The sequence below is a fragment of the Mesobacillus zeae genome (genome assembly GCF_003570705.1).
Classification (GTDB): domain Bacteria; phylum Bacillota; class Bacilli; order Bacillales; family Cytobacillaceae; genus Mesobacillus_C; species Mesobacillus_C zeae.
In genome coordinates this window covers 33,151-58,016 of the sequence record NZ_QWVT01000001.1, presented here as the reverse complement: position 1 = coordinate 58,016, position 24,866 = coordinate 33,151, and the positions used below count along the sequence as shown (strand labels likewise).

Genomic DNA, 24,866 nt, shown 5'->3' with positions numbered 1-24,866 from the left:
GAGTGTCCGACATTTATTTATACACCGCAAGTCGGAGACAGTTACGAGTACATGACGAAGGTAATAAAGGAATATAGCGCGAAGTTGCAGTTTATGGAGATAATAAATCCGCCAACAAACGCTAAAGGTGGCGATACTCGCTCACTATTCGAAAAGAAATTCGAGGAGCTTGACGGAAATAAATTCACCGACTGGTTGATTTCGGAGGCCGAAAGGATTAAAATAAATACGAACACCAGTTCTAAAGTAGGTACGGACATAAAGGCGGACGCATCTTCTTTTCTGGACGAATACCGCAAACGTAAATCAGGCGAGTCGTTCAAGGTTTGGCACAGCAAGTTTCCGGCCATTAACGAAGCAACCGGTGGATACCTCAGCGGAAATATGTATACATGGTACGGTCGTCCAGGCCGCGGTAAATCAATTATCACCTCAGAGGAAGCGATTGAGTCGGCGTTTCAAGGCGCAAATGTGCTCGGATGGATAATGGAAATGGCTAAATTCGAATGGATGGCGCGAGCCTACTCGACTATTTCGGCAAGGTCCGGTATTGTTTCCGCTACTATAGACGGAGTAGATTACGAGGCAGGCTTCGAGAATAAGGCATTATTAATGGGAAGACTATCGGAGGATTTCGAGGCAGGCTTCGAGCAATTCCTAGCGACTATTAACGAAATAGTGCCGGGCAATATTACTATCCGAGCAGCAGACGACGTAGACTTTTATAGTCGCGGATTGAAGCAATTAGAGGCGGACATCATTCAGACGAAAGCGGACGTAGTTTTAGTTGATCCGATTTACCTTATGGATTACGAAGCGAATACTTCGAAAGTTGCTGGAGGTGATGTGGCGAACACGTCGAAAAAGATTCGTAGACTAGCCGGATTAACGAAAACAGTTATTCACATCGTTACACAGGCGGAAGAGGTTCGCGACGATACAGACGAAGAAGGTAATCGCGAGTTAAGACCGCCGAAACGTGCGGAAATCAAGAAAACGAAGGCAGTCCTTGAAGATGCTGCGAACACTTTCGGCATAGATACGCTGGACGGCGTCGGCATAATTGAAATTGGCAAAGGCAGGAATGGCGGAGAAGGTATGCAGGTTGAAGTTCTGTATCTACCTAACATCGGAATCGTTCGCGAAATGGAGACCGGCATGGCCGCTGCGGCTCAATTCGATTTCTAGTCAAGTCAATTTATTTCGACAATTTTGTTAAGTAGTACCTTTGGCATTGGTAAGCGAAAACACGGAAATCTATAGTTAAAACGGAGGAGGTTAAATCCGATGGCAGTTGTCAGAATTCACGGACAATCGATAGACGTGGACATCGAAAGCGAGCTACGGGAATTTCAGTGGGAGCGTGCGCGATGGTCGGCCGATAAATTAATTTCCGCAAGTCCTTTTCGCTACGATAAATCTCCTTCGTTCTTCGTCACGCTAGACGGTGAATATGCCGGTTGCTGGGGAGATTCCGGAGCATATGACGCTGAATGGGCGTCTGGCAACTTCGCCAAGCTGCTCGCCTTTCTGCGAAATGAATCGTATGAGGAGGCGGAAGAGTACCTGATCGAAATGTACGGCGTACCCTCGGAGCCTGGCGCCCGGCTAACGTTAAAGCTCCCGAAATTGCAGTTAATTCAGCGTAATAGGCAAACGTTGAAAGAAGACGCACTCTCGCCATATTCGCCGGAACCTAACGAGTATTTAAGGCGGCGCGGTATTTCAGACGAGGTACAGCGGGCGGCTGGCGTCCACTTTAGCGAAACCGCTCGAGCAATCGTATTGCCGTGGAGAACGGTGTCGGGAAAACTAGCGAATGTAAAATACCGGAAAACGTACGGCAAGACGTTCTGGTATGCGAAAGGAGCCGAGCCGATTCGGAATATGGTCTACGGGATCGAACGTGCGGCAACGCGGACGGTTCTGTGCGAGGCTGAAATCGATGCGCTGTCGTGGCGGACGGCAGGCTTTGCGGCTATTGCGGTGGGTGGCGTGGCGTTCAACCGGACCAAGCGAGATTTGATAATCCGAAGTCCCATCGAAGAGTTGATTATTGCGACGGACAACGATAAGGCCGGCGAAAAGTTGCGGCAGGAAGTCGAAAAGGAAATGCGCGGATATGTACGGACTAGGCAGGCGTATATACAGGACGAGTGCAAGGACGCAAATGAGGCGTTGGTGAAGTACGGAGTTGAATCGTTGAGGGGAGCGGTGGAAAAGTCTGAAAGACGCAGTAGTTTGTACGTGAATTTACGTACTCGTAGCCTGGGTAAGTGACGCATTTCTTACCCGTTCGGTTAACGGTCTGCTTCGAGCCATTCGTATAAGTCATCGATTCGACAGTTAAATTCGTCGGCGATGACTTTTGCTGTGGAGACAAGCATGATATTACGTAAATTTTCGTAGTCGGAAATCGTTGACTTCGACATGCCGACGCGATCAGCGAGTTGTTGCTGCGTCAGACCGCGCGATTCACGTAATTCTCGAAGCAAACACCGTTCGACTACAGCAGACGTGGTGCTCACCTCATTACGTTATATAATTTTACGTGTTACTTTTCGTCAGGGACAATGCGGACAACTTTATCAATGGGGACGTTTAAAAATAAGCAAATCTTTTCGACTGTGCTTAGATTAACGTCTTCGTTGCGGTTAATCTTCGCGATGGTTTTCGGGTGGAGGATTTCGTCCCGCATGTCGCTGATTACCATATCTTTTTCTTCTAATGTTTTTCGTAGTGGGGAAAAATCAATCATTATTTACACTTCCTTACATATTTATGTGCACTTTGGTGAACATTTATGGTACAATCCTATTATAACAGAAAAACGGAAAAAAATTACACTGTTTTTTGAAAGGGGCAAAATCAGTGCATAGCGTACTTACCAAGGTTTTAGATATGATTGAAAGCCGAGATGACTTGAACTTTAACACAGTCGCTGGAATGATTGGATGTACTAAACAAGAACTTTCGAACATGAGGACGAATGGGTGTAGCTTTAGAAAATTACTCAGACTATCTTATGTACTAACTCCCGAAAATCAAAAAGAGGTAATGTACGACTGGTGTATGAAATTAAACACTACTGAGGCAATCAAACAAGGGTTTGAATACGCTTCAATCACACGAAATAAAAAGCTACTTCATGGCTTGCTTGAAACACACAAAGAGGACAGAGGGGAACTTAGTAAGTACGTTGCAGTATATACAGTGTTACTCGATTTTTACAATAACAAAATATCGGCAGGAGACATCTTGGATAGGATAGAAAAAGTTGGAAAAACAAAAGGAGAGTTATTGATCCTTGTGGAAATTATTAAGTGTTACAACTATTATTTCGCCGGTAAGTATCACTTAATGTTGGAGACAGCAAAAGAGGCAGAGAAATCAGTATACAAGCTAGGAAGTCGACAGCAATTCATCAAAGAGTGTTACATACACAGGCTTGCAGAGGTTCTAGGTCACGTTAGTCTTTTGTTAAACGACAGAGAAACAGCTAGGTATTATGCAAATTTAATAATTAACGCAGATATTTGCGCGAAAACTGTTTCCGGCGCCTATTATATAGTGGGCATGACGTTCTTGAACGAGGGTTCTATAAAAGCAGTTGAATACCTTCGTACAAGATACGAAATTGCCTGCACAATCGGAGAGCAGGATATAGAGAGCAATGCTCGACGAGATCTCGATTTCGCTAAAATTTACCTTAACATCCAACTAGATGCAGATGCTGATCCGTTACTCCGCAAACTACAAGAGCAAAAGGCAAGCGAATTCGAATTAAACACGATAAAGGAGGCGACTTACTGCGAGGGAGATGACGATTTACTAATATTAATACGCGCAGCAGCGAAAAAATCGATTACGAAAATGAATGAATGTAGAAAGAAGTTTTTCAATGACGCTAAATATTTTTTCGCCAGTCTTGCGGCACAGGAGGTAAAGAACCTGGGCGAGCAATCAGCTATGATCGACGAGTTTATCGAATTTAAAATTAACACAAAAGGGGATGTTTTATTTGAAGAAAATTTTATTGGCAGTTTTACTAGTTATCACGATGGTGGTTGGACCCTTAGCGCTTAATGCTGTAGCAGAAGAATCAGGGCCAGTCGCATTGCCGGAAAAAGTTGGCGGCTGATTAAGTTAATATGAAGTAGTAGGGCAGCCCGATTTAGCGGGTTGTCTTTTTTTTATTTATGTTCGCTGTAGTAAACAAAATATCAAAATTAAAAGTTTATTTACTTTGAACATATTCCCAATCGGACGTGCTATATTTTTATCAACGGCAAAGAAAAATAAAATATATAAAAAGTGCGCGAAAATAAAAGCGCGCGCCTATTATATAGTGAAGCCGAAAACAAGGGAGCGATTAAATTGAATAAAGACGCACTAAACAGTCTGGTACTTCGCTACAAACGCGAACGCACTGACGAAATATTCAACGAAATTTACCGCGAGGTATCCGCAAGCTGGCGAAACCTCCACACAGTCGGAAAGTCGGTAATGTCGGACGAATCTGAAATACTAGCAACATATGAAGACACGCTGCTAAAGTGCATTGAATTGTTTGACGAAAACAAGGGCGACTTTGAGCACATGTGGAACAGCTTCATTTGGCGAGAACGACGAGCCATCTACCGCAAGAAAAAACGGCTTTACTATTATGAGGTACCAGAAAGTTCTAGCGATAACGACGACGACGATTTCAGTTCATTTTTCAACAAAGTCCACGCAGAATTTAACACGGAAGAACTTGCGTTAGGAAAGAAAAAAGCCGATCAGCGGATGCTAATCGACTCTCTCCTGAACGGTGCGGATGAATCAACGACGGCAATCGTTGAAACATTCCTGGCTCACCCGAAACCCACAGCGACGGCAATCGCGAAGGAGCTCGGAGTTCACCATTCGAAAGTAATACGCGCATTAAATCGCCTGGCCGGCAAATTTAGTACCAAACAGTTCGGAGATTATCACGACTATTTGATTGCGCTTTAATAAATTGAGAACGGTTTGGCACATAGGCATCGCGTCAAATCGTCTCACTCTAATTATAACAACGCATACAGCAATTGTCATTAGTAAGATAATTACAGTATTGTTTCAACACTTTTAGTATAATACACGTTTTCAAAGCAAAACGCAACCAAAATCGGAGGGATTTACGAGATGAAACGTAAAAATCGCCTTAATAGATATTATGCCCTACAATCCGAAATTAAAACGTCTTTTGAGCGACAAATTGAGCGTCTGCAACACGATCCGATTCGCCTTTGCGACGGGGCCAACGAAAATATCAGCTTTCGTACTATCAAGGCGGTGCGGCTCGGATGACGACGAAAGCGGTAGGTGAAGCGGAATGAGCGCTCAGGTCGTTAGCCTCAGCGAAGTGAAGAGGCGGAAGGTAATCGCTCAGTATCGGAAGTTTTACGGAACTGCCAACGAAGTCACACGCAAGGCGACGAAATGAATCTTTGACATAAGTTGTGCAGTAAGGAGGTAAGCAGGGATTGAATGAATTAGAGAGGTACAAATTAGTTAAATTTTGCGTAATGGCTACATCGGTTATTCGCCGTATTGATATTGACAATGTTGATGAGAAAAGATTTTTAAATATGTCGAGTGAAGAACTAACAAAAGAATCTGACAGGCTAGAATATTTATTGAAAAATGATGCACAGTTCGAGTAAATGGCGACGCCAAGGCGAATTAATTTTCGCCCGTCCGCCGGAGAGTACGAAGACAGTCGTTAAGTAAATATGTCGCTAGGATGCCGCATAATAGCCGTTCTAGTATCGATTGTAGAGATTCGTACTTTGCGACGGGCGTGAGAGTTGCCGTAACTTTAAGGCGAATAGCTTGACGCCACTTGTGCCGACAAGGAGTTGCGGAAACGGACAACCAAGCGCGCTCGGTTTTGGGGCATCGTTGCCTAGCCAGCGGATTGACTCGAAATAAGCTACGAATAGTTGTTAGACGGTCATTCCGCGCCCGCTAGCGATTACTTACGAGGTGAGAAAGGTTACTCACACGCCGAGTGAACCCCGGCAGAAACCAGCAGACACGCAATTCGGTAGTTTAAGAGATGAGGGAAGCTGAGCGCTCAGTGCCGACCCTCCGTAAGTAATCGCTAGCGGGCGCGGGAAGTATCCGGTGTTCGAAAAAAACTACAGGCGAAAGCCGAAAAGGGGACGATTTAATGACGCAACAATATTCAGCAGGTGCAGACGCTTTATCCGCATTGAACGCAACTAACGAAGGTGGAGGCAGCGGGGCAGAATTCGCCAGCTTTAAATCCGGAACTTCCTATAAAGTGCGCGTACTAGGGACGGCGGACTTGATTCGCTTCTATAGTTACGGAATCTTTAAGAAGGTCAACTCGTTTGTCGCGAAGGATCCTTCCGTTAAAAATGCGCGGGGCTTTGCGGAATCAAACTTTACGCCATGGGATTTGGCTTCGAATTACTACTCAGACCTAAAGCGCAAGGCGGAAGACTCCGGTCAAACTGCGAAAGTCGAGGAGTACAAAGCGGAGGCGGGCAAGTATCGCGCCAAGGAACGATATGCTCTCGGATTCATTGACTTAGAAACGGGCGAGCCGATCATCGTTGACCTTTCGAAAAAACAGGCGCAAGGAGTACACGCAGTCATCAAGAAATACGAAAAGAAACTTAGCAAGCTGGCGTTCGAATTAAGCAAGAACGGAAGCAGTACGTCAACAGTCGTAAGCCTATCGCCAGTCATCGACATGGATGAAGACCTAACGGACAAGGAGCGCAAGAATTTCGCTAAGTATGCCGACAAGGAATTCGACATGGCGTTGTTTAACGGACTACTATTCGAAGCTGACGAAAAGCAGCAAATCGAAAACTTGGTCGCGGCTGGCTTCGATATTACGCTGATCGGATTGAGTATTGGCGGAGCGGCGACGCAGGCAGACGAAAGTGATGTCGAAATCGGAACGGTAGAAGATGCGCAGGAATTCGAATTTTAGGAGGCGGTTAAATGAAAAGATTTCATGCGTTTTTACTGGTATTGAACGTAATTTTAATGATAATTATCGCCACGCTGACGCTAATATTCACAGTGTTGTCTCTGGGAAGTTACGAGGCTGGGTATAAACTTGACGCCATATTTTACGCAATATGGGTGTTCATACTTATGTACACATGCAAGGAGGGCGCGAAATGAAATTACTAAACTGGATTGCAGCGGTATGTTGGATGGCATTAGCGGCAGGAACGGCGGCAGGATATTTTGAAGCGAGCAACACAATGTCGTTTGTTGCCTATACTCTTCTATCAATAGTATTCGTGCAAGACGCATTGGAGGCGAACTAATGGCGCATGACACAGCGACAAAAGGCCGGCACGCCGAGCTCATCGCAGTCACCGCCCTGCTGGCGAACGGCTGGACGGTCATGGAGCCGACGGTGCCCGACGCGTTCGACCTGGGGATTACACGCCCGGGTTGGACGGAATTAAAACGCGTACAGGTTAAATCGGCGAGGGCTCGCAATAAGGACGGCACGGATTGGATCGTAATCCACGGCGCCAAGAATAACGGCTCGGTATACTCTATGGATGAGGCGGACTATTTCATCGGAGTTCACGAAGGCGTGGCGTACATGTTCGAGAATCGCGAAATATGCGAGTACTGGGCAAAGCCGGCTGAGCTTAGCGCAAAGTGGACGAAGCTTGACGCAAGTATCGGAAATCTAAAATTGGGGGCGATTTAATATGGCGAAAATAACTGGCGTTAAAACAGTCGATATGGTTGGCGGAGAAATTACGAAGGTGGCGTACGGGGGTGATGAATACGTAAAAGTCGATGGGCCCGCTGTTAAAGGCGATTTAGTATCTATTGTAAAAGCGTGGGGAGGTATTCCGGCAGGCGAGTTTTACAGCGTAGACCAAGTGACCGGTACTCGGGGCAGGGAATTCGTCTACATCGATGGTTCAGCTAACGGCTATCAATCTAGTGTGCAACCGTTCCGTAAAGTCTCCGCCCAGTCAGCACCAGCCATCGAAGAACGAGTGGCTACGTTAGAGAAGCGGGTCGATGCGTTGGAGCCAGCGGAGGAGCCGTTGAAGGTCGGCGATTATGCGAAAATAGCTGACCACGTGTCCTACGACGGTTATGCGGGAGCAGGGGATATCGTGGAAATTCATAGTAACGTCGGAGGTTTCTACGATTTCAGAGTCGTTAAGGTATCTGATAAAAGCGACTACACACTATTTGATAGTCGCTCACTAGTCCGTGCAACCGACGAAGAAGTGGCGGAAGCCAAGGCGAAATTAGAATCTGAAAAGTGGGCGAAGATTGGACGTAAGCCGAACGAGTTTAAGGTGGGCGATATCGTGCGAGTTCTTGACGGATCTGACTCTTGGCTATCTGACGGAGACATTGGTGAAATAGCGCAAATTGATACTGACGACGTACCTTACCGTGTGAAGACCGCGGAGGTAACTGACAGTAACTGGCTATGTGTCGAAGGTATCGAACTAATCACGCCAGTAGAAGCGCGTTTCGACCGCTAATGCCTCCGATGATAGACATTTGCGCAAACTGTGACGCACCAATCAACGCCGACAAGCGCGTTCTGTACGATGACCACGCCGAGCTACACTTTTGCGACGGTCAATGCTTTCGCGAGTGGGCGGAGGATAAGGGCGCCGAGAAGGTGCAGGCGTTTTATCGGCGGATGAATGTGCGCGAAGTTATCTACTAAATTAATCGGAGGGATTGCGATGACCAATATAGAAAAAGCGCTTTTGATTCTTGCGCTTGAAAATACGATTCAGAAACAGTTTGATGAGTCTCCATTACCTGATGAGGATATAGCGTTTGTTTCGTCTGTCGTCGATCGATATTACAACGGAGTCGAGACGGAAGAAGATGCGTTAAACGTAATCGAAGATATGACCGACCTTACGTTGAGCATATTGGCAGAGCTAAAAGCGGAATAGAAAGGCGGTGCAATATGACGCCGAAACTAACGTTAAATATCAAGACGGACACAGGCGCGGCCGAGCGGTTAGCGGGCGCGGTTAAGAAAAAGAAAGCTGCAACGGAAACGGTTGAGGATGCTTGGTTGCGAATACTTGCGATGAGTAACAGTGAATCGGAGCAAGCGAAGCTACTCGAAGTGAAAAACGGAATGGATGCGGGGCTGGTAGGCAGAGAGCCCGCTTCCGTTTCGAAAAGGTTTAGCAAGGCGGAGGCTTTGCGATTATACAAGCAACTGGCGGAAAGTCAGCGCGAGCAAAAACTGGCGGATTTGGTTGCGAAGACGCCGAGCAATTACGTATTAGTCGACTCCATTCAAAAGTTACACGAGATGAAGCAATATTTCTTACGTGTTGGCGATATAGACACCGAACTAATCGCGTTTGACTGTGAAACTTTCGGCGAAGAAAAGGGGGCGCTAGACCCGTGGCGCGGCAACGTTGCGGGATTCTCAGTCTCCACTCGCAAAATGAACTTCTATGTCCCGTTAAATCATACAGAAAAGACGGGATTCAGCGATACTTTTGCGGTAAATGAGTTAAAAGGAATTCTTGAAAATACTCCGTTAATTATGCACAATGCGCCTTTTGACTGTAAGTGGTTTGCGGTGAAGTACGGAGTAAATTTAATTGATACGCTGCACGCTGACACTCGTATTATGGCGATGGCACTCGATGAAAACCGTGACCACCGACTGAAAAACTTGCTGACCGATTGGCTGAAGAAGCCGAGTGATAATTTTGACGAGTTATTTCCAAACGTTCAGTTTAACGAAGTGCCCCTCGATGTTGCTCTTCCCTATGCGGCAGGTGATACCGAAAAGACACTCGCTTTATACGATTGGATTATGCGTCATTTAAATACGGATAAGCTAGCGGGCATTAAGCGCCTGCTATTTGAAGTAGAAATGCCAGTATGTCGCCAGTTTATTAAGTCTGATATTCGCGGAATTAAATTCGACGTAGAACACGCTGCCGAACTTGACGCAAAGTTAGCGATTGAGGAAGCGGAATTACTTCGAAAAATAACGGAATTGTTTGGCGAAGAAATTAACGTAAATTCGCCGGCTCAGTTAAGTAAGAAGTTGTTCGTCGATTTAAAACTAACAGATCACGGAAAAGGCTCGACAAACAGCCGTTTCATTAAGAAGTTAAAACGTGAGCATCCGGTTATTCCGTTGCTTATCGAGTACAAGGAAATCGGAAAGCTTCGATCATCCTTTACGCAGAAGTTACCGAAGGACGTAAAACACGACGGCAAGATTCATCCTTGGCATAATTCATGGGGAGCTGCGACGGGGAGATTCACTTGTAAGAATCCGAATACGCAACAGATACCGGCTAAACGACCGGAGATACGCCACTTATTCTTAACAACCGGACCTGACCGCGTTCTTGTATCGATTGACTATTCACAAATTGAGCTCCGAGTTCTGGCGCACATGGCGAACGAAACGATACTAATTGAAGCGTTCGAAAAAGGTCAGGATATTCACTCGACAACGGCAGCATTAATCAGCGGATATACCTACGAAGAAATCGAGGCGAATAAGGACATTGATGGCTCTCCGCATCAAAAGTACCGGAAGCAAGCGAAGATAGTAAACTTCGGGATTGTCTACGGCATGGGTGCGGGAAAACTCGCTGATACGCTAGAAATATCGAAGAAAGAAGCGCAGAAAATCATCGACGACTATTTCCGAGGTTATCCCGGAATTAAACGCTACATGGACGAACAGCACGCGAAAGTTATGAAACTCGGATTTGTTACGGATATATTCGGGCGAAAGCGCCGATTGCATAACGAAGTGAAGTCGAAAGAGAGATTCCGAGTATTTGGGGCGCAAAGGCAAGCGGGCAACTTTCCGATCCAAGCCAGCGCTGGTTCAATATTGAAGAAGGCTATTGTCAACTTGCAAAGCGTGTTACCGAAATATGATTCGCACATATTACTTCAGGTTCACGATGAGCTCGTATTTGATTGTCCGCGAGATATAAAGCCGGAAGCGCTCGACGAAATAAGAACAACGATGGAGCAAGCGGTCAAGTTACTTGTGCCAGTTAGGTGCGACGTGGAATTAAACCCTGAGAAATGGCTTGGAAAAGTAAATTACGAGGAGTGGTTTAATGATTATCGTAATGAAGAAGTTTAGCAAACCGAATTGCAGACCGTGCCAAGCCCTAGCGAATTATATTGGTGATATCGACTTATTCAACGTAGGTGCGACGCTAGAAAATATCGACATCAGCGAGCATCCGGAAGTCATCGATCAATACGGACTAACATCGGTACCAGTCCTTATCTTTTTCCGCAACGGAGTCGAAGTTCATCGCATCAACGGCTTACGTCCGACCGAGGAAATCATTGACGCAATTGAATTCGCAAAGGTGGTGCGCTAAATGGTCGAAGTTTATGAGATTGCTAATATCGAAAAGCATACCGAATTAGCTGAGGCGGATTCAGCAAGGATTGGACGCCGTTTTTATATCGGAGTATTAGCAGTGGGTTATCGTGCCCTATTACCGCACGTTGACGACGAGGGAAAGGTGTTACTAACTAGCGTTGTGGATTGCGTACTCGGCAAAGAAGGCGATAACGAAATAATATTCACCACGGTCAATTCGATATACACGCTTCGGAAGGTGGTGCGCTGATGCTGGCGTTAAAAATCGTTTGCTGGCTAGTTATACTCGGCAGTGTTTTAGGAGGCGACTGGAAGCCGGAGAATTACTTTTCCAATACGCTAATATTTATCGTATGTATTCTCGTACTAACAGCGATGTACGTCACGGAATTGGTGGCGAAATGATTTCGAATGTACTCAACTTTGCGTTAGTCATGGCGATTACGTACTTCACGGTGCCCATCGCCTTGCCCGGCGCTGACCTGACGCTGAGTCAAAGCGCTGCAATTACGTTGCTGGCGTTCGTGTGGCGGACGTTGCTGTCGCCTGAGCCGCCGAAAGTGTATTTAGTTAACGGACAATTAACCGAGGAGGATGCGGAATGATACGTTTAATAGGGAAGGAATTAACTAACGTTACAGAAATGAATGACGAAATCGAATTAGAGTTCGATAGCGAGATTGTTGTTAAAATAACCGGAGGATACTGCCAGGAAGTTTTTGCGGAATTATTGCGCAAGAAAGTCACTTACGAGAAATTTAACGATTAAGGAGGAATCGGAATGAAATCATATGTAGTGCTCGATTTAGAAACGACAGGGCTAGATTACACGAAGGAGCAAATTACGGAGATTGGCGCGATTAAGATTGACTCGGAATTTAACGAGATTGATAGGTTTCATACGATGGTCGCGCTAGCACCCGGCAAAGAGATTCCGGAATTTATTACGAAACTGACTGGTATCACAGCCGAGCATTTAGAAGGAGCGCCGACAGAGCAGTGTTCGCTGGAATTACTTGAAGAATTTATTGGTGATTCGGTAGTCGTTGCTCAAAATGCTCCGTTTGACCTTTCGTTTATAAGTCGCGGGGGAATAGAACCGAAAAGTTTCATATGTACTCGCGCATTAGCTAGATTCGTAGAACCAGAATTATCGGCGAGTTTAAAAGACGTAACCGCACGAAACGGCATCCAATTAAACGGACATCACCGTGCCTTGAATGACGTTGAAGCCACGATCGAAGTGTTAAAACTTTATACGAAAAGGGCGGAAAGGTGTTGCTACCAAAACATCGTTATAGATGAACCGAGCAGGCCATTAAAGTTTACGCCTAAAAACGCAATCATTCGAACAGTCGGTTATGTCGCGCTGGATATCGAAGAGTTAAAGCATATCATTTCGAAATTACACACGGATAATGTGCTGCGATTGAGTTTGGAAGGCGTAGTGAGACGATTGAAAGGAGCGGGTGACTTATCGAAATAAATATTAACGAAATCGCGCAACAATTTACGCAGGAACTTGACCGCTGGTATTCGCAGCCTGAGTGCTGGGATAACGAATTAGATACGATGATTCATCGGTGGTATTCGAACCCACCGACTGTGTGGCCGAAGCGCCCGTATTTCTCACCGTCAAACTCGAAGGCATGTCCGCGTGAGCTATACGTCAAAGCCAAGCGCGCGAAGAAGGACGCCTTTCCGAAGCAACCGCATCAAGGGCGCTGGCAGGAAATCGGAACAGCTATTGGCGATGTTATTCAACGGACTGTACTCGCAATGGAGCGCAATTTGCCCGGATGCCCATTTCGATTCGAGCGTAACGAAGATGGCACGCCACTATTCGAAGATTTTGCGAAACGTAACACGGAAATTAACCACAACGGGCAGCGCTTTTACCTGTACGGAACATGCGACGGAATCATGCAGTATGTGAACGAAGATGGCGAGATCGTTCGCGTTGGACTCGAGGTCAAGTCGAAGCAATCTACGCCGGCTAAGACGTCGCTTTACTCCTTCAAGGAAGCCGAGGAAGGCCACCGAAAGCAATGCGTAGCCTACTCGATTATGTACAACGTCGATTATTACATCATTCTTTACGTGAATGCAGCGAAGAAGGCGTGGGTCATGAGCGACGAGGAATACGAAGCGACTCCGGACATTCGAGCGTTTGGCTTCGAGATTACGGATGCCGATCGTGCGGAATTACTTGATAACTTTGCGGAAATTGCGAAGTGTATTAATACCGACGTCCCTCCGGCACTCGACTTATCGCGTTGGACATTCAATAACTTCAAGATGGCATGTGCGCAAAGTTTAAGTGACGAAGAGTTTGCGATATTAAAGGCGCAAGTCAAACGAGCGCAACGAAGCGGTTTACCAGAATGGAAAAAGCAGCAATACGTCGACGCGTTCATGTTCATCCAAGGAGCGCGCGAGAAGGAGGCGAAGTAATGAATAAAGAACTGTACGTGCTTGGCGTTTTCGATGATGACGGCGATTTAACTGAGTTTGTTCGCAAAGGACGTAATTGGTCTATAAGCGGATATGATTCTATCGGCAGCGCCAAACGTGGGCTATCGCAGTCAATAAAGTACGGGAGACGCGACATAAGAATCGTCAAAGCAAACGGTTTAGAGGTCGTAGAATGAGAGTTCTAGCGTTCGACACCTCGCTTTCATTACCTGGCGTGGCAATCATCGAAGTTAAAAACGGCAAGCCACGTATTATTGCGCTATCACACATCCGAACGGACTCGAAAACTCAATCGCACGGATTACGTGCCGACATCGTCGAGTCTTGGGCGACATTATTTATCGCTAAGCACATCGGCAAGGGAATCGAGGTCTGTCTGCGTGAAGACTTTAACGGACAGTCGTCGACGCAAAACTATCCGGTCTTTGCGGCATGGTCTGGAACCGAACGCGCAGCCGATAAATTCGGAATCAAGTTTACGAAATGGACGGAAGAGGCGAAAGGCGGGCGAAAGAAAACTTCGCTCGGCCCGTCTCCTTCGAAAGTGAAACTGATCATGACCGGTTCAGGCAAGGCGGAAAAAGAAGATGTTGCAGAATCTGTACGCAAGTTAACCGGCTACACTGGCGAATTTGCAACGTTTGATGAAAGTGATGCTGCGGCGATTGGGCTTGCGTATCTGATTCGCGAAGGATTAATAAAAACGGAGGGATATTGATGGGATATTACACTAGTTATACTCTTAAAGTACACGAAGGAGAACGTAGAATTCAGGACATTCTTGCGGAAGAATTCGACAACGGCGAGTTTGACTTAGAATATATTTTAGATGAAGACGGCAACCCTTACGATTCTTGTAAATGGTACGACCACGAAAAGGATATGCGGTCATTTTCGAAACTGTATCCGGACGTCACTTTCGTTCTAAGCGGAGAAGGCGAAGAGGCTGGCGATTTGTGGAAGAAGTATTTCCGCAACGGTAAGATGCACGAATGCTCCGTATTTATCACTTACGAAGCGTTTGATGAGTCGAAGTTGCGATGACCACCGAAGAAACATATCGAAAGCTACTCGCCGACCTCCAACGGGATCTCACCGAAATTGAGCACGAAATGGAACGGCTGAAGGGCGCTTACAGGGAGAAAATGGATGAATACTACAAAGTGTCAGCGGGGATTTACGGAATTGAGGCAGAATTGGACGAATTAAAGCGGATTAAGGGAGCGGATTAAGTGACTGTATATACTAACGAATTAAAAGCGGAATTAAACGAGGACATTGCGCAATTCAACCAGGTATTTCCGATTACAGACGATATGAACATGGCGTTCAGCGGCGTGTCGCGGCTAATCATGCTCGACCGTTATACGTTTAAGGATACGGAAAAGAAAACGCTAAAAGTTGGCGACTTCGTAGTGCTGACTGTTAAAACTGATCCGAAGTTTCCGGCGCGAGGCTACGGCTATGTAACCGCAATCGATTGGGCCGAGCGAAAGGTCAGCGTAAAACTAGACGAGTCATTTGTCGGTGTTCTTGAAGATGCGGAGGAAATTGCGACCGGCATCGTGACTCGCCCATTAGATATTATCGACAAGCCCCTCGAAATCTATTACGAGCAGATTGCGAAAAGGAATGCGAAAGGGTTGGCCAGCGTTGAGACTGACGAAGCCAAACGTGAGCAAGCAGAGCGCGACTTTTACGAAATCTTGGCGTCATTGGACTTCGTGCCGGGCGGGCGTGTTTTATACGGAGCGGGCAGCGATACAGATGTGACTTTTTTCAACTGCTACGTTATGCCATATCCGCAAGACAGTCGTGAAGGGATCGGGGAGCACCGCAATAAAGTAATGGAAATAATGTCCAGAGGTGGGGGCGTTGGAACAAACGGATCAACGTTGCGCCCCAAAAACGCAATCGCTAAAGGCGTCAACGGAAAGTCCAGCGGCTCGGTTTCGTGGCTTGATGACATCGCTAAACTGACGCACTTAGTCGAGCAGGGCGGTTCGAGGCGCGGCGCCCAGATGATAATGCTTGCGGACTGGCATCCCGATATTGTCGAGTTCATCATTTCGAAAATGCAAAATCCGAGAATTCTTCGCTTTATTATCGAAACAACAAACGACGAACAGATTCGCAGGCTGGCGCAAGATAAGCTGAAGTTTACGCCTTTGACCCAAGTTGAACGAGAGGTTTATGAGGAAGCGTTCGAATATTTAAGTATTTCTGACGGGGCTTACTCGTACTTGAAAGCTAAACTATCGGACGGCGGTCGCTACTCCGTCAACAACCCGGACTTCCTAACCGGAGCCAATATCTCCGTTGCAATCACGAAAGAATTTATGGCAGCGGTCGAAAACGATGCCGAATATGAGCTCCGATTCCCTGACATCGAAAATTACAGCGCATACGACAAAGCGCTATACAATGACGCATGGCATAAGCACGGTGACGTTCGCGAATGGGAGGCGCTAGGCTTCGGTATTAAGACTTATCGCACGATCAAGGCGAAGGAACTTTGGAACCTAATTAATATTTGCGCAACGTACAGCGCCGAGCCTGGCATCTTCTTTATCGACAATGCGAACGAAAAGACGAACGCCCAGGCTTACGGCCAAAAAGTAGTTGCAACAAATCCATGCGGTGAACAGCCGCTGGCGCCATACAGCGTCTGCAACCTTGCGGCAGTAAATCTCGCCAATATGGTCGACAAGCAAACGAAGACTGTCGATATTGAGCGCTTAAAGAATACCGTCGAAGTAGGCGTCCGCATGATGGATAACGTTATTGATGCTACTCCGTACTTCTTGCCGGAAAACACGAAGCAAGCACTCGGAGAAAGGCGCCTGGGCATGGGCGTCATGGGGCTGCACGATTTACTGATTTATTGCGAAGCTGAATACGGAAGCGAGCACGGCAACGAAATCGTCGACCAAGTATTCGAAATTATGGCAACGACTGCCTATGAGACTTCCGTGAAATTAGCGCAGGAAAAAGGCGCATTCCCGTTCTTAACCGGCGGCGATTTTCTCGAAAAGCGTGGTAAATTTATTGATTCCGGATATATGCGAGAAATGCCGGAACATATCCGTGACATGGTTTTGACATACGGCATCCGCAACTCGCATCTATTAACGGTCGCACCGACGGGCAGTACCGGATCAATGGTCGGATGCTCGACCGGACTAGAGCCGTACTTTTCGTTTAAGTATTACCGCAGCGGGCGCCTCGGCAAGTTTATGGAAGTCAACGCGGAAATCGTGCAAGAGTATCTCGACGCTAATCCGGGCGCCGATCCGAATAATTTGCCTGCGTGGTTTGTCAGCGCAATGGAACTGGCGCCAGAGCAGCATGTCGACGTTCAATGTATTATTCAGCGGTGGATCGATTCGTCACTGTCCAAGACGGTAAATGCTCCGAGGGGATATTCGGTGGAGCAGGTCGAAGCGGTATATCAGCGCCTGTACAAAGGCGGCGCAAAAGGCGGAACAGTATACGTTGACGGCTCGCGTGATTCGCAGGTGCTGACGCTGAAAGCCGAGGAAAATACGTTTGACAATTCCGAGCCAGTAGCGACGCACGTTGTCCTAGTGAATACGATCAATGACGTCAGGTCGACCGATGTGAATGTCGGTAATGAGGTAGGCGATACGTGTCCGGTGTGCAGAAAAGGCGAAGTGATTGATGCGGGGGGATGTACGACGTGTAATAATTGCGGCGCTCAGTTAAAATGCGGCTTGTGATTATTTAGCGCAACAACTGCGCGACTTTACATTCTCGCGCCTATTATAAAGTAAGAGGGCGCCGGCTTAATCGCTGGCGTCCACGACTAATATCTAGTGAGGACGCAAATAATGGCGTCAATCGCATAGAGGAGGCTATACGGATGGGGTATTTCGGAATCAGCTCACGTAATTCAGCGCAAAAGGCGGCAATGACCGCGCTCAGCAACGATAAGCCATTTACGTTTTTAACCGGGCCGGCGGGCAGCGGCAAAACGCTCATCGCGCAGGCAGTCGGCCTGGAACACGTCATTGAGAAACGCAGCAAGCGAAAGCTCATATACACGCGACTTCAAACGCAGGTCGGCATGGATGTCGGCGCACTGCCCGGCGACCTAAACGAAAAGACGTTCCCGTTCATCGCGCCATTTATGGACAATCTCGAAGTGATGACCGATAAGCCTGGCGAAATCAAGAAGTATTTTTCGGAGGGTGACGAAGATAAGCGCAAGATATTCTTCGACTCAATCCAGACGATCCGCGGGCGCTCGCTCAATCATACGTTTTTCCTTGGCGATGAATTCCAAAACCTCGACGTCCACACGATGGCAGCAATCGCAACCCGCCCAGGCTTGAACGCCAAATTCGTATTCATGGGCAACTTTTCGCAGATTGATAGTCCGCGATTGAGGAGCACGAAGACGAACGGGCTATACCAGTTGCTCAACGGATTATACGAACAAGGGGCTACGGAATACTTTGATCACGTTAACTTAACGGAAACGCAAAGGCATCCGGTGGTTGACGTAGTGGAGTCGATTTTACGTAATCACGAGATGGCGCCGGAGTTTGAGGCGTTGGAAGCGCGAGGCAATCAGTAGAAAAATACGAAGGAGTGAATTTCTTGAAAAAATGGTTTTGGACGACTTTGCTGATAACACTAATCCCTTTGTGGGTTGTGCTGTATTTGATTGGCATGATGGGCATGGCATCCTCTTATCTTTGGGAAAATGTTTACCATTCGGTGTACAGACGAGCAGGAAGTCCCCTTGATAAAAAATAGTAGTTATGACGCACTTCGATCCAACCGCGCAACTAAAAGGAGGCACACGCCATGCTTAAGAAACATGTAGCCGCCATCGTACTAGAAAGGGGCGCTATCAATGCGTAAATACACGGTCGGAATAAACGTTAACACAATCGACGAGTTAGTCGGAATGGGCGTAAAAGTCAAGGCATTCCTCACGGACATTGGCGATGGCGACCTCGATTTGCAACTGATGGTCAATCCGCACGGCGATCAGTTCGCGGAATCGCATGCAATCGGATTCGTATCAGGCAGTAGCGAACATGACACAGAAGACGATGAAGAAATAGAGGAATAGGTTCGTAGGGATGACGAAGGAGGAGCCGGAATTGAATAACGATAAATTAACGCAAATGTATGAAATGCAGACGCAATTAGATTCACGAATTAGTGAGGAACGCGGAATCGACAAAACGACCGACGAATGGGTAGTCGGACTGACTATCGCAATGGAATCGGAAATCGACGAGATACGGCGTGAGGTTAACTGGAAGTGGTGGAAGAATCCGAGGGAGATCGATAAGGACGCTTTGCAGGGTGAGGTAATCGATTTGTGGCATTTTCTACTTTCGATGTCACGCGTGGTGGGCTTAGAGGCTGACGATATTCACCGTTTGTATATGGAGAAGAACGCAGAAAATCACGCCAGGCAAGACGGCACAAGCGTTAAAGAAGGATATTCGGCAAAATAAAAAGAGGGGTTTGCTGTTCATGTCTACAGAGTTTCCTAGACACTAGTTGCCCAAAAACGTTTGCAACATAAAACCACCTCCACTGATAATGTACCATAAATTACTAGATTCGTAAAGGAGTTTTTATAATGGTGGAAACTAAAATGAACGTCGTACTACTGGCACATACGCAACTAAGCGAGAAGTTTTACGACAGCTTCGATATATACGGACACAGTTACGAAGGAAATAAGTTAGACAACACGGGCGCAACTGACGGCCAAGCGGTCGCACTCTCCGCAATCCGCACGTGCTATTCTCCGGGAAATCCTTCGGAAATCGTCGTAAAGGAAGGCGTCAAGTATTTCGGAGCACGAGCGACCGATGGCAAGGAAGGCACGGAAGCCGACCGCCTGTTCCGTCAAATAGTGGCGTCCAAACATACGAGTACGTTGGAGCATATCTCGTTCACCTTTGCGATTGAAAGCGTATCTCGCGCATTGTTAGCGCAACTCACACGGCATCGTGTAGGTTTTAGCTTTAGCGTACAGAGTCAACGATATGTCCGTTTTGGAAGCGACGATCGTAGTGGCGGATTTGATTATGCCGTACCAGAGACGATAAAGAATAGCGCTAAAACGGTTGAATTAGAATTAAACGCCAATACAAAACACAAGTATACCGCGGAAGAATATTTCGAATTATTTATGCAAGAAATTCAATCGGTATACGATAAGTTGCGTGAATTAGGCGTACCAGCCGAAGATGCTCGCGCAGTCCTACCGAACGCAGCGGCAACTAATTTAGTCATGACGGCCAACCTTCGCGCCCTGCTCGACTTCTATGCAAAGAGGCGTGAGGGTCGCGGTGCACAAGGCGAAATATGTTCTCTAGCGGAGGAACTACGCAAGCAAGTCGTAGCCGTAGAGCCATGGGTCGACCAATTCTTCGAAGGAGCGTGATTCTATCGTAATCGCAACGTGGGTACTAGCGCATTATTTACTATTATCGGAATTAGAAGCCGCAAAGTCTCCGGAGCCCTACGTTATCAAAGTTGGGGAATCGGAGTACGAACGGAGGGTTAAGGCGGAGGTGGCTAAACGTGAGAAAAGACGAGAAGCAAGGGATGCTCATCTACGCGCTAATACTCGTAGCGATAGAAATGTGGGTAGTAATCAGTGGCTAACGTTCGATGCCACGGCTTACACCGCAGGCCCCGAATCAACCGGCAAATCGCCCGGCGACGCAGACTACGGAATCACAGCCAGCGGAAGGCACGTCCGAGAGAATCATACGATTGCCTGTCCGAAATCCATTGCGCTAGATACTCGCATGGAAATCGAAGGGCTCGGCGTTAGGACGTGCGATGATCGCGGAGGAGCAATAACCGACGGCAGACTCGATATTTACTTTGAGGACGTGGCAGACGCGAGGGAGTTCGGCAGACGGACGGTCAGGGCGCGGATAATCGAAAATTAGGAGGCGAAAAGATGAGCGAATTAAAGTTCACGGTAGGCTCAAATGTTTACAACGTTGTCGAGATTGACGGTCTTATGCGTAAATACGATCTATATGGACAAGTAACGTATAGCGACTGCCGTATCGAGATTGAGCCATCGCTGGGAGCAACGCGAAAAACAAACGTTATTATACACGAATTATTACACGCATGTCTTTTTGAAGCGGGCTACGACGATCAAGACGAAGAGTTAGTACGTAGGCTCGGTAATGTGGTGACGCAAGTAATCGGCGACAATTTAGCCACATTCGATAAACTACTCGAAATGGAGGAATCGGAATGACTAAAACACATTTGATTGCTGACGAGTCGCTTGGCGGAGTTTTGCGGGAGTATATCGAGGTGTATCGTAAGGCGAAAGTTGGTGATTACGCTGTTCAAACTAGTCGCTGGATGGGGAATCGAGGTAATATCGCTGAAATTACGCGTGTCTGCGATGACGGGAGCGGTGTGACACTTGGTGGGCACCCATTAACTCACGGAGAATATCTCACGTTAGAACCGACCGACATCGTCCATGTATGGATTACTGTCGGAGACTTAAAGGGATTAGTACGCTACCGACTAGTCGATCGCAAAGCCGAGGTGGGCGAGAAGGTGCTCGTATACGGTCATGGGGCGTCGTATGTAGACGGTGTTCGTACAGTCAAGAGGACTGCTCAGGACGGTCATATATTTTTCGATAGAGGCGGACGTCGTTCTGGCGGCTATTATGTACTCATTCCGGTCAACTCCGAGCCCGCCGAACCAACTCCGGACATACACGACATCCTGGCGAACCTAGCCGCGAGAGTACACGACTTAGAGTCGCAACTACGCGACACGCAAGGCAATGTCGAAAGGCAGGGCGTCGAGATTGAAACCGTAAAACACCTCGCCAAGTCTAACGAAGAGGATATTCGACTGCTCGACGAAAGGACACAGCCGAAAATTAACGAATTAACATTAACGTCTCGGATCGACGGAACTACTAAAATAGACGCTAAGTACAGCGGAATACCTACTTCGGAAGTGCTCGCAAAAATACTTGACGGAGGTTGGGGGCGATGAAGTATCCGATACGTAAAATCGCCCTCGCTGGCGCTGCTCGATCCGGCAAGGACACCATCGCCGACCATCTCGTCGAACGCTACGGATTTGCCCGATTCGCCTTCGCTGACGAAATGAAGCGTCTTCTGCACGAAATATATCGCGACGTGCCCAAATCGCCAAAGCCTCGCCGAGCCTGTCAGGTATTCGGCGAAGGGTTGCGCAATCTCGACATTCCAGGCGCCCGCCACATTTGGATTAACGCCTGCATGCGCCAAGTCGACGCCCACATATGGTGGCACAGCGAAGTTGACGAGCGAGGCGCTAACGTAGTGATTACGGACTTACGCACGCCATTGGAATACGAAAGGTTGCGCGCCGAGGGCTTCACAATCATCCGCATCAAGGCTCCGTCAGCGTTGCGGATTGCCCGAGCGCAACAGGCTGGAGATGCCTTTTCGCTGGAAGACTTGACGCACGAGACGGAGAGCTACGTTGATACCTTCGACGCAGAGTACGAGATTATTAATGACGGTACATTGGACGATTTATATACGCAGGTTGACGAAGTTATTGCGAAAATTAAGGAGGCGGAGTGAATGGGTTTATTACTTTTTGGAATATTAGCGGCTATCGTTGCGACAACCTTATTGGGAATGACGGCCGGTGCGGATGATTTCGTCGAATGGTTATTGTCGGTGGTTTTAGGGCTATGTATCGGGGCAGGTTCGTTAGCAATCGGAATCATACCCGCCTTTGTGGCTTCAACAACTCCGGCTAATCCGATTGAGGTGGAAATCTACGCAATAAAAGACAACAGCGAGGTGCAAGGACAATTCTCACTAGGTTATGGCAGTGTAGACGAAGAGCAGTACTATTACTACGTCACGGAAAGTAATGATGGCTTCAAGAAAATCGCGAAGGCTGAAGTTGACAATTCAGCATTAAAAGAAGAGTCAATCGACAATCCATACGTAGTAGTTTACGAAAATAAGTTTGATTCAGCATTCATGCGATTTATGTACGGAGATTACAACGGATCGAACACGTATGAATTCCACGTACCGAATAATACAATTACGACGGATTACAACGTCGATTTAGAGTAGAGGAGGCGGAGTGATTGAGTAGTTTCGATATAACCGACATAATTTTGGAAGTGGTCGTAAACGAAGGATTTGACATAGAGCCGGAGAGTTACGTGAGTTCGTTTAAACACGCTCAGAGCGGAAAGGAGCTCGTAAATTTCGAAATGGTTGGCTCGTGGCTTTGTGATATTGAATACGAAGTTCGATTTCCGAGGGAACCAGGGAAGTACCGCATGAAAGCGGAGTACAACGATACTACCGGAATACTCGAAAGTATTTACGACATTGAATTAATAGGGAAAACGGAGGAAAACGACGGGATAAAGTAGGCAATTATCCCGCAGTCCTTTTACGTTAAGTCATCGGCGCCCTTAAATCCGGCTAGGCTAAACGCAAAACTCCCTTCCGGTAGGTTAGCGTCCGAAAAGTCCTTGCCAGCATACGTAAATCGTAACGGAAGTTCATTGCGGTTGAGGCCCAACGTCCTAATAAACGGCTTGGCGTTACCATAGCGTCGTTTGTCAAATCGGAATGGTTTCGTATCAACAGCACGTACTATATCCGGACGGGCGACAATCAAGCGCATGTTGGCGTGGTCGTATCCGACGTACAGACGCATCGGGCAGTCGGCGCCGAGCAATTTGCACACGCCAGAGGAAAGGTACAGGCGCTGCTGAGAATCTACGGTGATGTACGGCTGGTCGGCTTCGGTTTCGTACGAAATCCAGGCGAAGCCCTTCGGTTCTTTTTTAGGCATGGCGGATAGCTCCTTCGGGTTCTTTTCCTATAGTATACGAAGGTTTAACGAAATTATCAAGGCAAGGCGAAGAAAAGCGAAATGGAGGCGGAAGAATGGAAAAGAAATTACTTGGCGAATTGGAATTAAATCGAATTTATCAGCGCGATTGTATCGAAGGAATGCGACTGATTCCGGACGATAGCGTCAATTTAATCGTGATTGATCCGCCCTATAATATCGGGAAGGACTCGCGGTGGGACAAATGGAAGTCAGTCGAAGGGTACGTCGATTTTATGAGTACGGTATTTAAAGAGTGTGAGCGTGTACTAAAGCCAAATGGGTCGTTCTACTTCTTCCATAATGATATGGTGCAGGTTCGTAAATTAATGGACGCAATTGACGACGAGACTTCTTTCGTATATAAAAATTTCATCCTATGGAATAAGCGTTACAACGGAAGCCCTCGCAAATACTACTTTGACAACGTAATTAAAACAGAGTCCAGTCGAAGTTACCGACCACTGACAGAGTACTGCTTATTCTATACATTTCAGAAAGAACTTACAGACGTTACACACGATGTAAATAAATTTGAGAGTCTTCGAAGTTACTTCAGAGAATTTCTAGCTGCGTTAGGGATTACGAAAAAGGCTCTGATGGAAAATGTTGGTCAACGAGCAGACCATTGCTTCCGTTGTAGTTCGAGCCAGTGGGATTTACCTACACAAGAAACATATGAATCATTGTTGGAGCTTCCGCGCGATAATTCATTTGTAGCAGTGTCGTACGCAGAATTGACGGGTATCTACGAAGGGATGCGTCAGCAATACGAGAGTGAACGTTACACCTATAACCACCAAAAAACACATCACGACGTATGGGATTATGAGGTGGCGCCTAAACTCGGGCACTGCACACCTAAGCCTTTGGATCTTATAGAAAATATTATACTCCATTCGTCAAATCCAGGTGACGTAGTACTTGATTGCTTCATGGGCAGCGGAACCACAGCGGTAGCCTCCGCCCGAACAGGACGTAACTTTATCGGGTTTGAACGCGAGCCGGAATACGTAGAAATCACAAACAAACGCCTTGACAACGAACTGGAGGCGAACTGATGGGCGCA

37 protein-coding genes are annotated in these 24,866 nt (G+C 47.1%); 34 read left to right on the top strand and 3 right to left on the bottom strand.

What is annotated here, in order from left to right:
* Positions 1-51: 51 nt before the first annotated feature.
* Positions 52-1,188, top strand: a complete 1,137-nt coding sequence (locus D1970_RS00410; protein ID WP_310648605.1) for a DnaB-like helicase C-terminal domain-containing protein — start codon at positions 52-54, stop codon at positions 1,186-1,188.
* Positions 1,189-1,287: 99 nt separating this feature from the next.
* Positions 1,288-2,280 carry a toprim domain-containing protein gene (locus D1970_RS00405; protein ID WP_119110909.1) on the top strand — a complete coding sequence of 331 codons (993 nt, stop codon included), beginning with the start codon at positions 1,288-1,290 and terminating at the stop codon, positions 2,278-2,280.
* Positions 2,281-2,300: 20 nt separating this feature from the next.
* Here the strand turns inward: D1970_RS00405 and D1970_RS00400 are convergent, their stop codons facing one another.
* Positions 2,301-2,528 (bottom strand): helix-turn-helix transcriptional regulator, encoded by a 228-nt coding sequence (locus D1970_RS00400; RefSeq protein ID WP_119110908.1) that lies wholly within the window; start codon positions 2,526-2,528, stop codon positions 2,301-2,303.
* 26 nt (positions 2,529-2,554) lie between these two features.
* Entirely contained in the window at positions 2,555-2,758 is a 204-nt protein-coding gene (locus D1970_RS00395) for a helix-turn-helix domain-containing protein (RefSeq protein ID WP_119110907.1), read from the bottom strand.
* Between the two features lie 113 nt (positions 2,759-2,871).
* On the opposite strand from D1970_RS00395, the gene D1970_RS00390 reads away from it, so the two are divergent.
* From D1970_RS00390 to D1970_RS00245, 31 genes are all read left to right on the top strand, one after another.
* On the top strand, positions 2,872-4,086 hold the full coding sequence (locus tag D1970_RS00390) for an AimR family lysis-lysogeny pheromone receptor (RefSeq protein WP_119110906.1): 1,215 nt from the start codon (positions 2,872-2,874) through the stop codon (positions 4,084-4,086).
* 420 nt (positions 4,087-4,506) lie between these two features.
* A complete protein-coding gene (locus D1970_RS00385) occupies positions 4,507-4,998 on the top strand; it encodes a hypothetical protein (protein WP_142920978.1) in 492 nt (163 codons plus the stop codon).
* Positions 4,999-5,510: 512 nt separating this feature from the next.
* Positions 5,511-5,690 carry a hypothetical protein gene (locus D1970_RS00380; RefSeq protein ID WP_119110904.1) on the top strand — a complete coding sequence of 60 codons (180 nt, stop codon included), beginning with the start codon at positions 5,511-5,513 and terminating at the stop codon, positions 5,688-5,690.
* Positions 5,691-6,199: 509 nt separating this feature from the next.
* Positions 6,200-6,994, top strand: a complete 795-nt coding sequence (locus D1970_RS00375) for a hypothetical protein (RefSeq protein WP_119110903.1) — start codon at positions 6,200-6,202, stop codon at positions 6,992-6,994.
* 193 nt (positions 6,995-7,187) lie between these two features.
* Complete coding sequence (locus tag D1970_RS22100) at positions 7,188-7,340, top strand: hypothetical protein (protein ID WP_181213309.1); 153 nt, start codon at positions 7,188-7,190, stop codon at positions 7,338-7,340.
* Positions 7,340-7,738 carry a group I intron-associated PD-(D/E)XK endonuclease gene (locus D1970_RS00365; RefSeq protein ID WP_119110901.1) on the top strand — a complete coding sequence of 133 codons (399 nt, stop codon included), beginning with the start codon at positions 7,340-7,342 and terminating at the stop codon, positions 7,736-7,738. The genes D1970_RS22100 and D1970_RS00365 overlap by 1 nt, the downstream gene beginning before the upstream one ends.
* A gap of 1 nt (position 7,739) precedes the next feature.
* Entirely contained in the window at positions 7,740-8,540 is an 801-nt protein-coding gene (locus D1970_RS00360; RefSeq protein ID WP_119110900.1) for a hypothetical protein, read from the top strand.
* 210 nt (positions 8,541-8,750) lie between these two features.
* Positions 8,751-8,969 (top strand): hypothetical protein, encoded by a 219-nt coding sequence (locus tag D1970_RS00350; RefSeq protein ID WP_119110898.1) that lies wholly within the window; start codon positions 8,751-8,753, stop codon positions 8,967-8,969.
* A 14-nt stretch (positions 8,970-8,983) separates the two neighbouring features.
* Positions 8,984-11,161 carry a DNA polymerase gene (locus tag D1970_RS00345; protein ID WP_119110897.1) on the top strand — a complete coding sequence of 726 codons (2,178 nt, stop codon included), beginning with the start codon at positions 8,984-8,986 and terminating at the stop codon, positions 11,159-11,161.
* On the top strand, positions 11,136-11,408 hold the full coding sequence (locus tag D1970_RS00340) for a thioredoxin family protein (protein ID WP_119110896.1): 273 nt from the start codon (positions 11,136-11,138) through the stop codon (positions 11,406-11,408). The genes D1970_RS00345 and D1970_RS00340 overlap by 26 nt, the downstream gene beginning before the upstream one ends.
* Entirely contained in the window at positions 11,409-11,663 is a 255-nt protein-coding gene (locus D1970_RS00335) for a hypothetical protein (RefSeq protein ID WP_119110895.1), read from the top strand. It abuts the gene before it with no gap.
* 151 nt (positions 11,664-11,814) lie between these two features.
* The gene (locus D1970_RS00330) at positions 11,815-12,018 is read left to right on the top strand and encodes a hypothetical protein (RefSeq protein ID WP_119110894.1); all 204 of its coding nucleotides are present in this window, start codon (positions 11,815-11,817) and stop codon (positions 12,016-12,018) included.
* Positions 12,015-12,182: a hypothetical protein gene (locus D1970_RS22095; protein WP_181213308.1), complete on the top strand. Its 168-nt coding sequence runs from the start codon at positions 12,015-12,017 to the stop codon at positions 12,180-12,182. Before D1970_RS00330 ends, D1970_RS22095 begins: the two co-directional genes overlap by 4 nt.
* Positions 12,183-12,194: 12 nt before the next feature.
* On the top strand, positions 12,195-12,899 hold the full coding sequence (locus D1970_RS00325) for a 3'-5' exonuclease (protein WP_219915648.1): 705 nt from the start codon (positions 12,195-12,197) through the stop codon (positions 12,897-12,899).
* 86 nt (positions 12,900-12,985) lie between these two features.
* On the top strand, positions 12,986-13,867 hold the full coding sequence (locus tag D1970_RS00320) for a hypothetical protein (RefSeq protein ID WP_219915647.1): 882 nt from the start codon (positions 12,986-12,988) through the stop codon (positions 13,865-13,867).
* Positions 13,867-14,064 carry a hypothetical protein gene (locus D1970_RS00315; protein WP_119110891.1) on the top strand — a complete coding sequence of 66 codons (198 nt, stop codon included), beginning with the start codon at positions 13,867-13,869 and terminating at the stop codon, positions 14,062-14,064. Before D1970_RS00320 ends, D1970_RS00315 begins: the two co-directional genes overlap by 1 nt.
* The gene (locus D1970_RS00310; protein ID WP_119110890.1) at positions 14,061-14,606 is read left to right on the top strand and encodes a RuvC family protein; all 546 of its coding nucleotides are present in this window, start codon (positions 14,061-14,063) and stop codon (positions 14,604-14,606) included. The genes D1970_RS00315 and D1970_RS00310 overlap by 4 nt, the downstream gene beginning before the upstream one ends.
* Positions 14,606-14,932 carry a hypothetical protein gene (locus tag D1970_RS00305; protein ID WP_119110889.1) on the top strand — a complete coding sequence of 109 codons (327 nt, stop codon included), beginning with the start codon at positions 14,606-14,608 and terminating at the stop codon, positions 14,930-14,932. The genes D1970_RS00310 and D1970_RS00305 overlap by 1 nt, the downstream gene beginning before the upstream one ends.
* A complete protein-coding gene (locus D1970_RS00300; protein ID WP_119110888.1) occupies positions 14,929-15,120 on the top strand; it encodes a hypothetical protein in 192 nt (63 codons plus the stop codon). The genes D1970_RS00305 and D1970_RS00300 overlap by 4 nt, the downstream gene beginning before the upstream one ends.
* Complete coding sequence (locus D1970_RS00295; RefSeq protein WP_119110887.1) at positions 15,121-17,628, top strand: vitamin B12-dependent ribonucleotide reductase; 2,508 nt, start codon at positions 15,121-15,123, stop codon at positions 17,626-17,628. It abuts the gene before it with no gap.
* Positions 17,629-17,771: 143 nt separating this feature from the next.
* Positions 17,772-18,488 (top strand): PhoH family protein, encoded by a 717-nt coding sequence (locus D1970_RS00290; RefSeq protein WP_119110886.1) that lies wholly within the window; start codon positions 17,772-17,774, stop codon positions 18,486-18,488.
* Between the two features lie 23 nt (positions 18,489-18,511).
* Positions 18,512-18,670 (top strand): hypothetical protein, encoded by a 159-nt coding sequence (locus D1970_RS22090; protein WP_181213307.1) that lies wholly within the window; start codon positions 18,512-18,514, stop codon positions 18,668-18,670.
* A 100-nt stretch (positions 18,671-18,770) separates the two neighbouring features.
* Entirely contained in the window at positions 18,771-18,992 is a 222-nt protein-coding gene (locus D1970_RS00285; protein ID WP_119110885.1) for a hypothetical protein, read from the top strand.
* A gap of 31 nt (positions 18,993-19,023) precedes the next feature.
* Positions 19,024-19,386, top strand: a complete 363-nt coding sequence (locus tag D1970_RS00280; RefSeq protein ID WP_246370117.1) for a dUTPase — start codon at positions 19,024-19,026, stop codon at positions 19,384-19,386.
* Positions 19,387-19,514: 128 nt separating this feature from the next.
* On the top strand, positions 19,515-20,327 hold the full coding sequence (gene thyX, locus D1970_RS00275; protein ID WP_246370116.1) for an FAD-dependent thymidylate synthase: 813 nt from the start codon (positions 19,515-19,517) through the stop codon (positions 20,325-20,327).
* A 130-nt stretch (positions 20,328-20,457) separates the two neighbouring features.
* The gene (locus D1970_RS23310) at positions 20,458-20,844 is read left to right on the top strand and encodes a 3D domain-containing protein (protein ID WP_119110883.1); all 387 of its coding nucleotides are present in this window, start codon (positions 20,458-20,460) and stop codon (positions 20,842-20,844) included.
* A gap of 11 nt (positions 20,845-20,855) precedes the next feature.
* Positions 20,856-21,167, top strand: coding sequence for an ImmA/IrrE family metallo-endopeptidase (locus D1970_RS00265; RefSeq protein ID WP_119110882.1), 312 nt, complete (start codon positions 20,856-20,858; stop codon positions 21,165-21,167).
* Complete coding sequence (locus D1970_RS00260) at positions 21,164-21,934, top strand: hypothetical protein (protein WP_119110881.1); 771 nt, start codon at positions 21,164-21,166, stop codon at positions 21,932-21,934. The genes D1970_RS00265 and D1970_RS00260 overlap by 4 nt, the downstream gene beginning before the upstream one ends.
* Positions 21,931-22,512: a deoxynucleotide monophosphate kinase family protein gene (locus tag D1970_RS00255; RefSeq protein WP_119110880.1), complete on the top strand. Its 582-nt coding sequence runs from the start codon at positions 21,931-21,933 to the stop codon at positions 22,510-22,512. Before D1970_RS00260 ends, D1970_RS00255 begins: the two co-directional genes overlap by 4 nt.
* Positions 22,513-23,022: a hypothetical protein gene (locus D1970_RS00250; protein ID WP_119110879.1), complete on the top strand. Its 510-nt coding sequence runs from the start codon at positions 22,513-22,515 to the stop codon at positions 23,020-23,022. It abuts the gene before it with no gap.
* Between the two features lie 14 nt (positions 23,023-23,036).
* A complete protein-coding gene (locus tag D1970_RS00245) occupies positions 23,037-23,330 on the top strand; it encodes a hypothetical protein (RefSeq protein WP_119110878.1) in 294 nt (97 codons plus the stop codon).
* A 20-nt stretch (positions 23,331-23,350) separates the two neighbouring features.
* Here the strand turns inward: D1970_RS00245 and D1970_RS00240 are convergent, their stop codons facing one another.
* Positions 23,351-23,758, bottom strand: coding sequence for a hypothetical protein (locus D1970_RS00240; RefSeq protein ID WP_119110877.1), 408 nt, complete (start codon positions 23,756-23,758; stop codon positions 23,351-23,353).
* 95 nt (positions 23,759-23,853) lie between these two features.
* Between D1970_RS00240 and D1970_RS00235 the strand changes: the two genes are divergently transcribed.
* Positions 23,854-24,858, top strand: a complete 1,005-nt coding sequence (locus D1970_RS00235) for a DNA-methyltransferase (protein ID WP_119110876.1) — start codon at positions 23,854-23,856, stop codon at positions 24,856-24,858.
* Positions 24,859-24,866: the final 8 nt, after the last annotated feature.

Excerpts from the sequence above, each read along its gene's own strand:
- D1970_RS00410 (WP_310648605.1), top strand. The coding sequence starts at position 52 with ATGACGAAGGTAATAAAGGAATATAGCGCGAAGTTGCAGTTTATGGAG.
- D1970_RS00405 (WP_119110909.1), top strand. The coding sequence starts at position 1,288 with ATGGCAGTTGTCAGAATTCACGGACAATCGATAGACGTGGACATCGAA.
- D1970_RS00395 (WP_119110907.1), bottom strand. The coding sequence starts at position 2,758 with ATGATTGATTTTTCCCCACTACGAAAAACATTAGAAGAAAAAGATATG.
- D1970_RS00385 (WP_142920978.1), top strand. The coding sequence starts at position 4,507 with ATGTCGGACGAATCTGAAATACTAGCAACATATGAAGACACGCTGCTA.
- D1970_RS00375 (WP_119110903.1), top strand. The coding sequence starts at position 6,200 with ATGACGCAACAATATTCAGCAGGTGCAGACGCTTTATCCGCATTGAAC.
- D1970_RS22100 (WP_181213309.1), top strand. The coding sequence starts at position 7,188 with ATGAAATTACTAAACTGGATTGCAGCGGTATGTTGGATGGCATTAGCG.
- D1970_RS00365 (WP_119110901.1), top strand. The coding sequence starts at position 7,340 with ATGGCGCATGACACAGCGACAAAAGGCCGGCACGCCGAGCTCATCGCA.
- D1970_RS00360 (WP_119110900.1), top strand. The coding sequence starts at position 7,740 with ATGGCGAAAATAACTGGCGTTAAAACAGTCGATATGGTTGGCGGAGAA.
- D1970_RS00350 (WP_119110898.1), top strand. The coding sequence starts at position 8,751 with ATGACCAATATAGAAAAAGCGCTTTTGATTCTTGCGCTTGAAAATACG.
- D1970_RS00345 (WP_119110897.1), top strand. The coding sequence starts at position 8,984 with ATGACGCCGAAACTAACGTTAAATATCAAGACGGACACAGGCGCGGCC.
- D1970_RS00340 (WP_119110896.1), top strand. The coding sequence starts at position 11,136 with ATGATTATCGTAATGAAGAAGTTTAGCAAACCGAATTGCAGACCGTGC.
- D1970_RS00335 (WP_119110895.1), top strand. The coding sequence starts at position 11,409 with ATGGTCGAAGTTTATGAGATTGCTAATATCGAAAAGCATACCGAATTA.
- D1970_RS00330 (WP_119110894.1), top strand. The coding sequence starts at position 11,815 with ATGATTTCGAATGTACTCAACTTTGCGTTAGTCATGGCGATTACGTAC.
- D1970_RS22095 (WP_181213308.1), top strand. The coding sequence starts at position 12,015 with ATGATACGTTTAATAGGGAAGGAATTAACTAACGTTACAGAAATGAAT.
- D1970_RS00325 (WP_219915648.1), top strand. The coding sequence starts at position 12,195 with ATGAAATCATATGTAGTGCTCGATTTAGAAACGACAGGGCTAGATTAC.
- D1970_RS00320 (WP_219915647.1), top strand. The coding sequence starts at position 12,986 with ATGATTCATCGGTGGTATTCGAACCCACCGACTGTGTGGCCGAAGCGC.
- D1970_RS00315 (WP_119110891.1), top strand. The coding sequence starts at position 13,867 with ATGAATAAAGAACTGTACGTGCTTGGCGTTTTCGATGATGACGGCGAT.
- D1970_RS00310 (WP_119110890.1), top strand. The coding sequence starts at position 14,061 with ATGAGAGTTCTAGCGTTCGACACCTCGCTTTCATTACCTGGCGTGGCA.
- D1970_RS00305 (WP_119110889.1), top strand. The coding sequence starts at position 14,606 with ATGGGATATTACACTAGTTATACTCTTAAAGTACACGAAGGAGAACGT.
- D1970_RS00300 (WP_119110888.1), top strand. The coding sequence starts at position 14,929 with ATGACCACCGAAGAAACATATCGAAAGCTACTCGCCGACCTCCAACGG.
- D1970_RS00290 (WP_119110886.1), top strand. The coding sequence starts at position 17,772 with ATGGGGTATTTCGGAATCAGCTCACGTAATTCAGCGCAAAAGGCGGCA.
- D1970_RS00285 (WP_119110885.1), top strand. The coding sequence starts at position 18,771 with ATGCGTAAATACACGGTCGGAATAAACGTTAACACAATCGACGAGTTA.
- thyX (WP_246370116.1), top strand. The coding sequence starts at position 19,515 with ATGGTGGAAACTAAAATGAACGTCGTACTACTGGCACATACGCAACTA.
- D1970_RS00265 (WP_119110882.1), top strand. The coding sequence starts at position 20,856 with ATGAGCGAATTAAAGTTCACGGTAGGCTCAAATGTTTACAACGTTGTC.
- D1970_RS00260 (WP_119110881.1), top strand. The coding sequence starts at position 21,164 with ATGACTAAAACACATTTGATTGCTGACGAGTCGCTTGGCGGAGTTTTG.
- D1970_RS00255 (WP_119110880.1), top strand. The coding sequence starts at position 21,931 with ATGAAGTATCCGATACGTAAAATCGCCCTCGCTGGCGCTGCTCGATCC.
- D1970_RS00250 (WP_119110879.1), top strand. The coding sequence starts at position 22,513 with ATGGGTTTATTACTTTTTGGAATATTAGCGGCTATCGTTGCGACAACC.
- D1970_RS00240 (WP_119110877.1), bottom strand. The coding sequence starts at position 23,758 with ATGCCTAAAAAAGAACCGAAGGGCTTCGCCTGGATTTCGTACGAAACC.
- D1970_RS00235 (WP_119110876.1), top strand. The coding sequence starts at position 23,854 with ATGGAAAAGAAATTACTTGGCGAATTGGAATTAAATCGAATTTATCAG.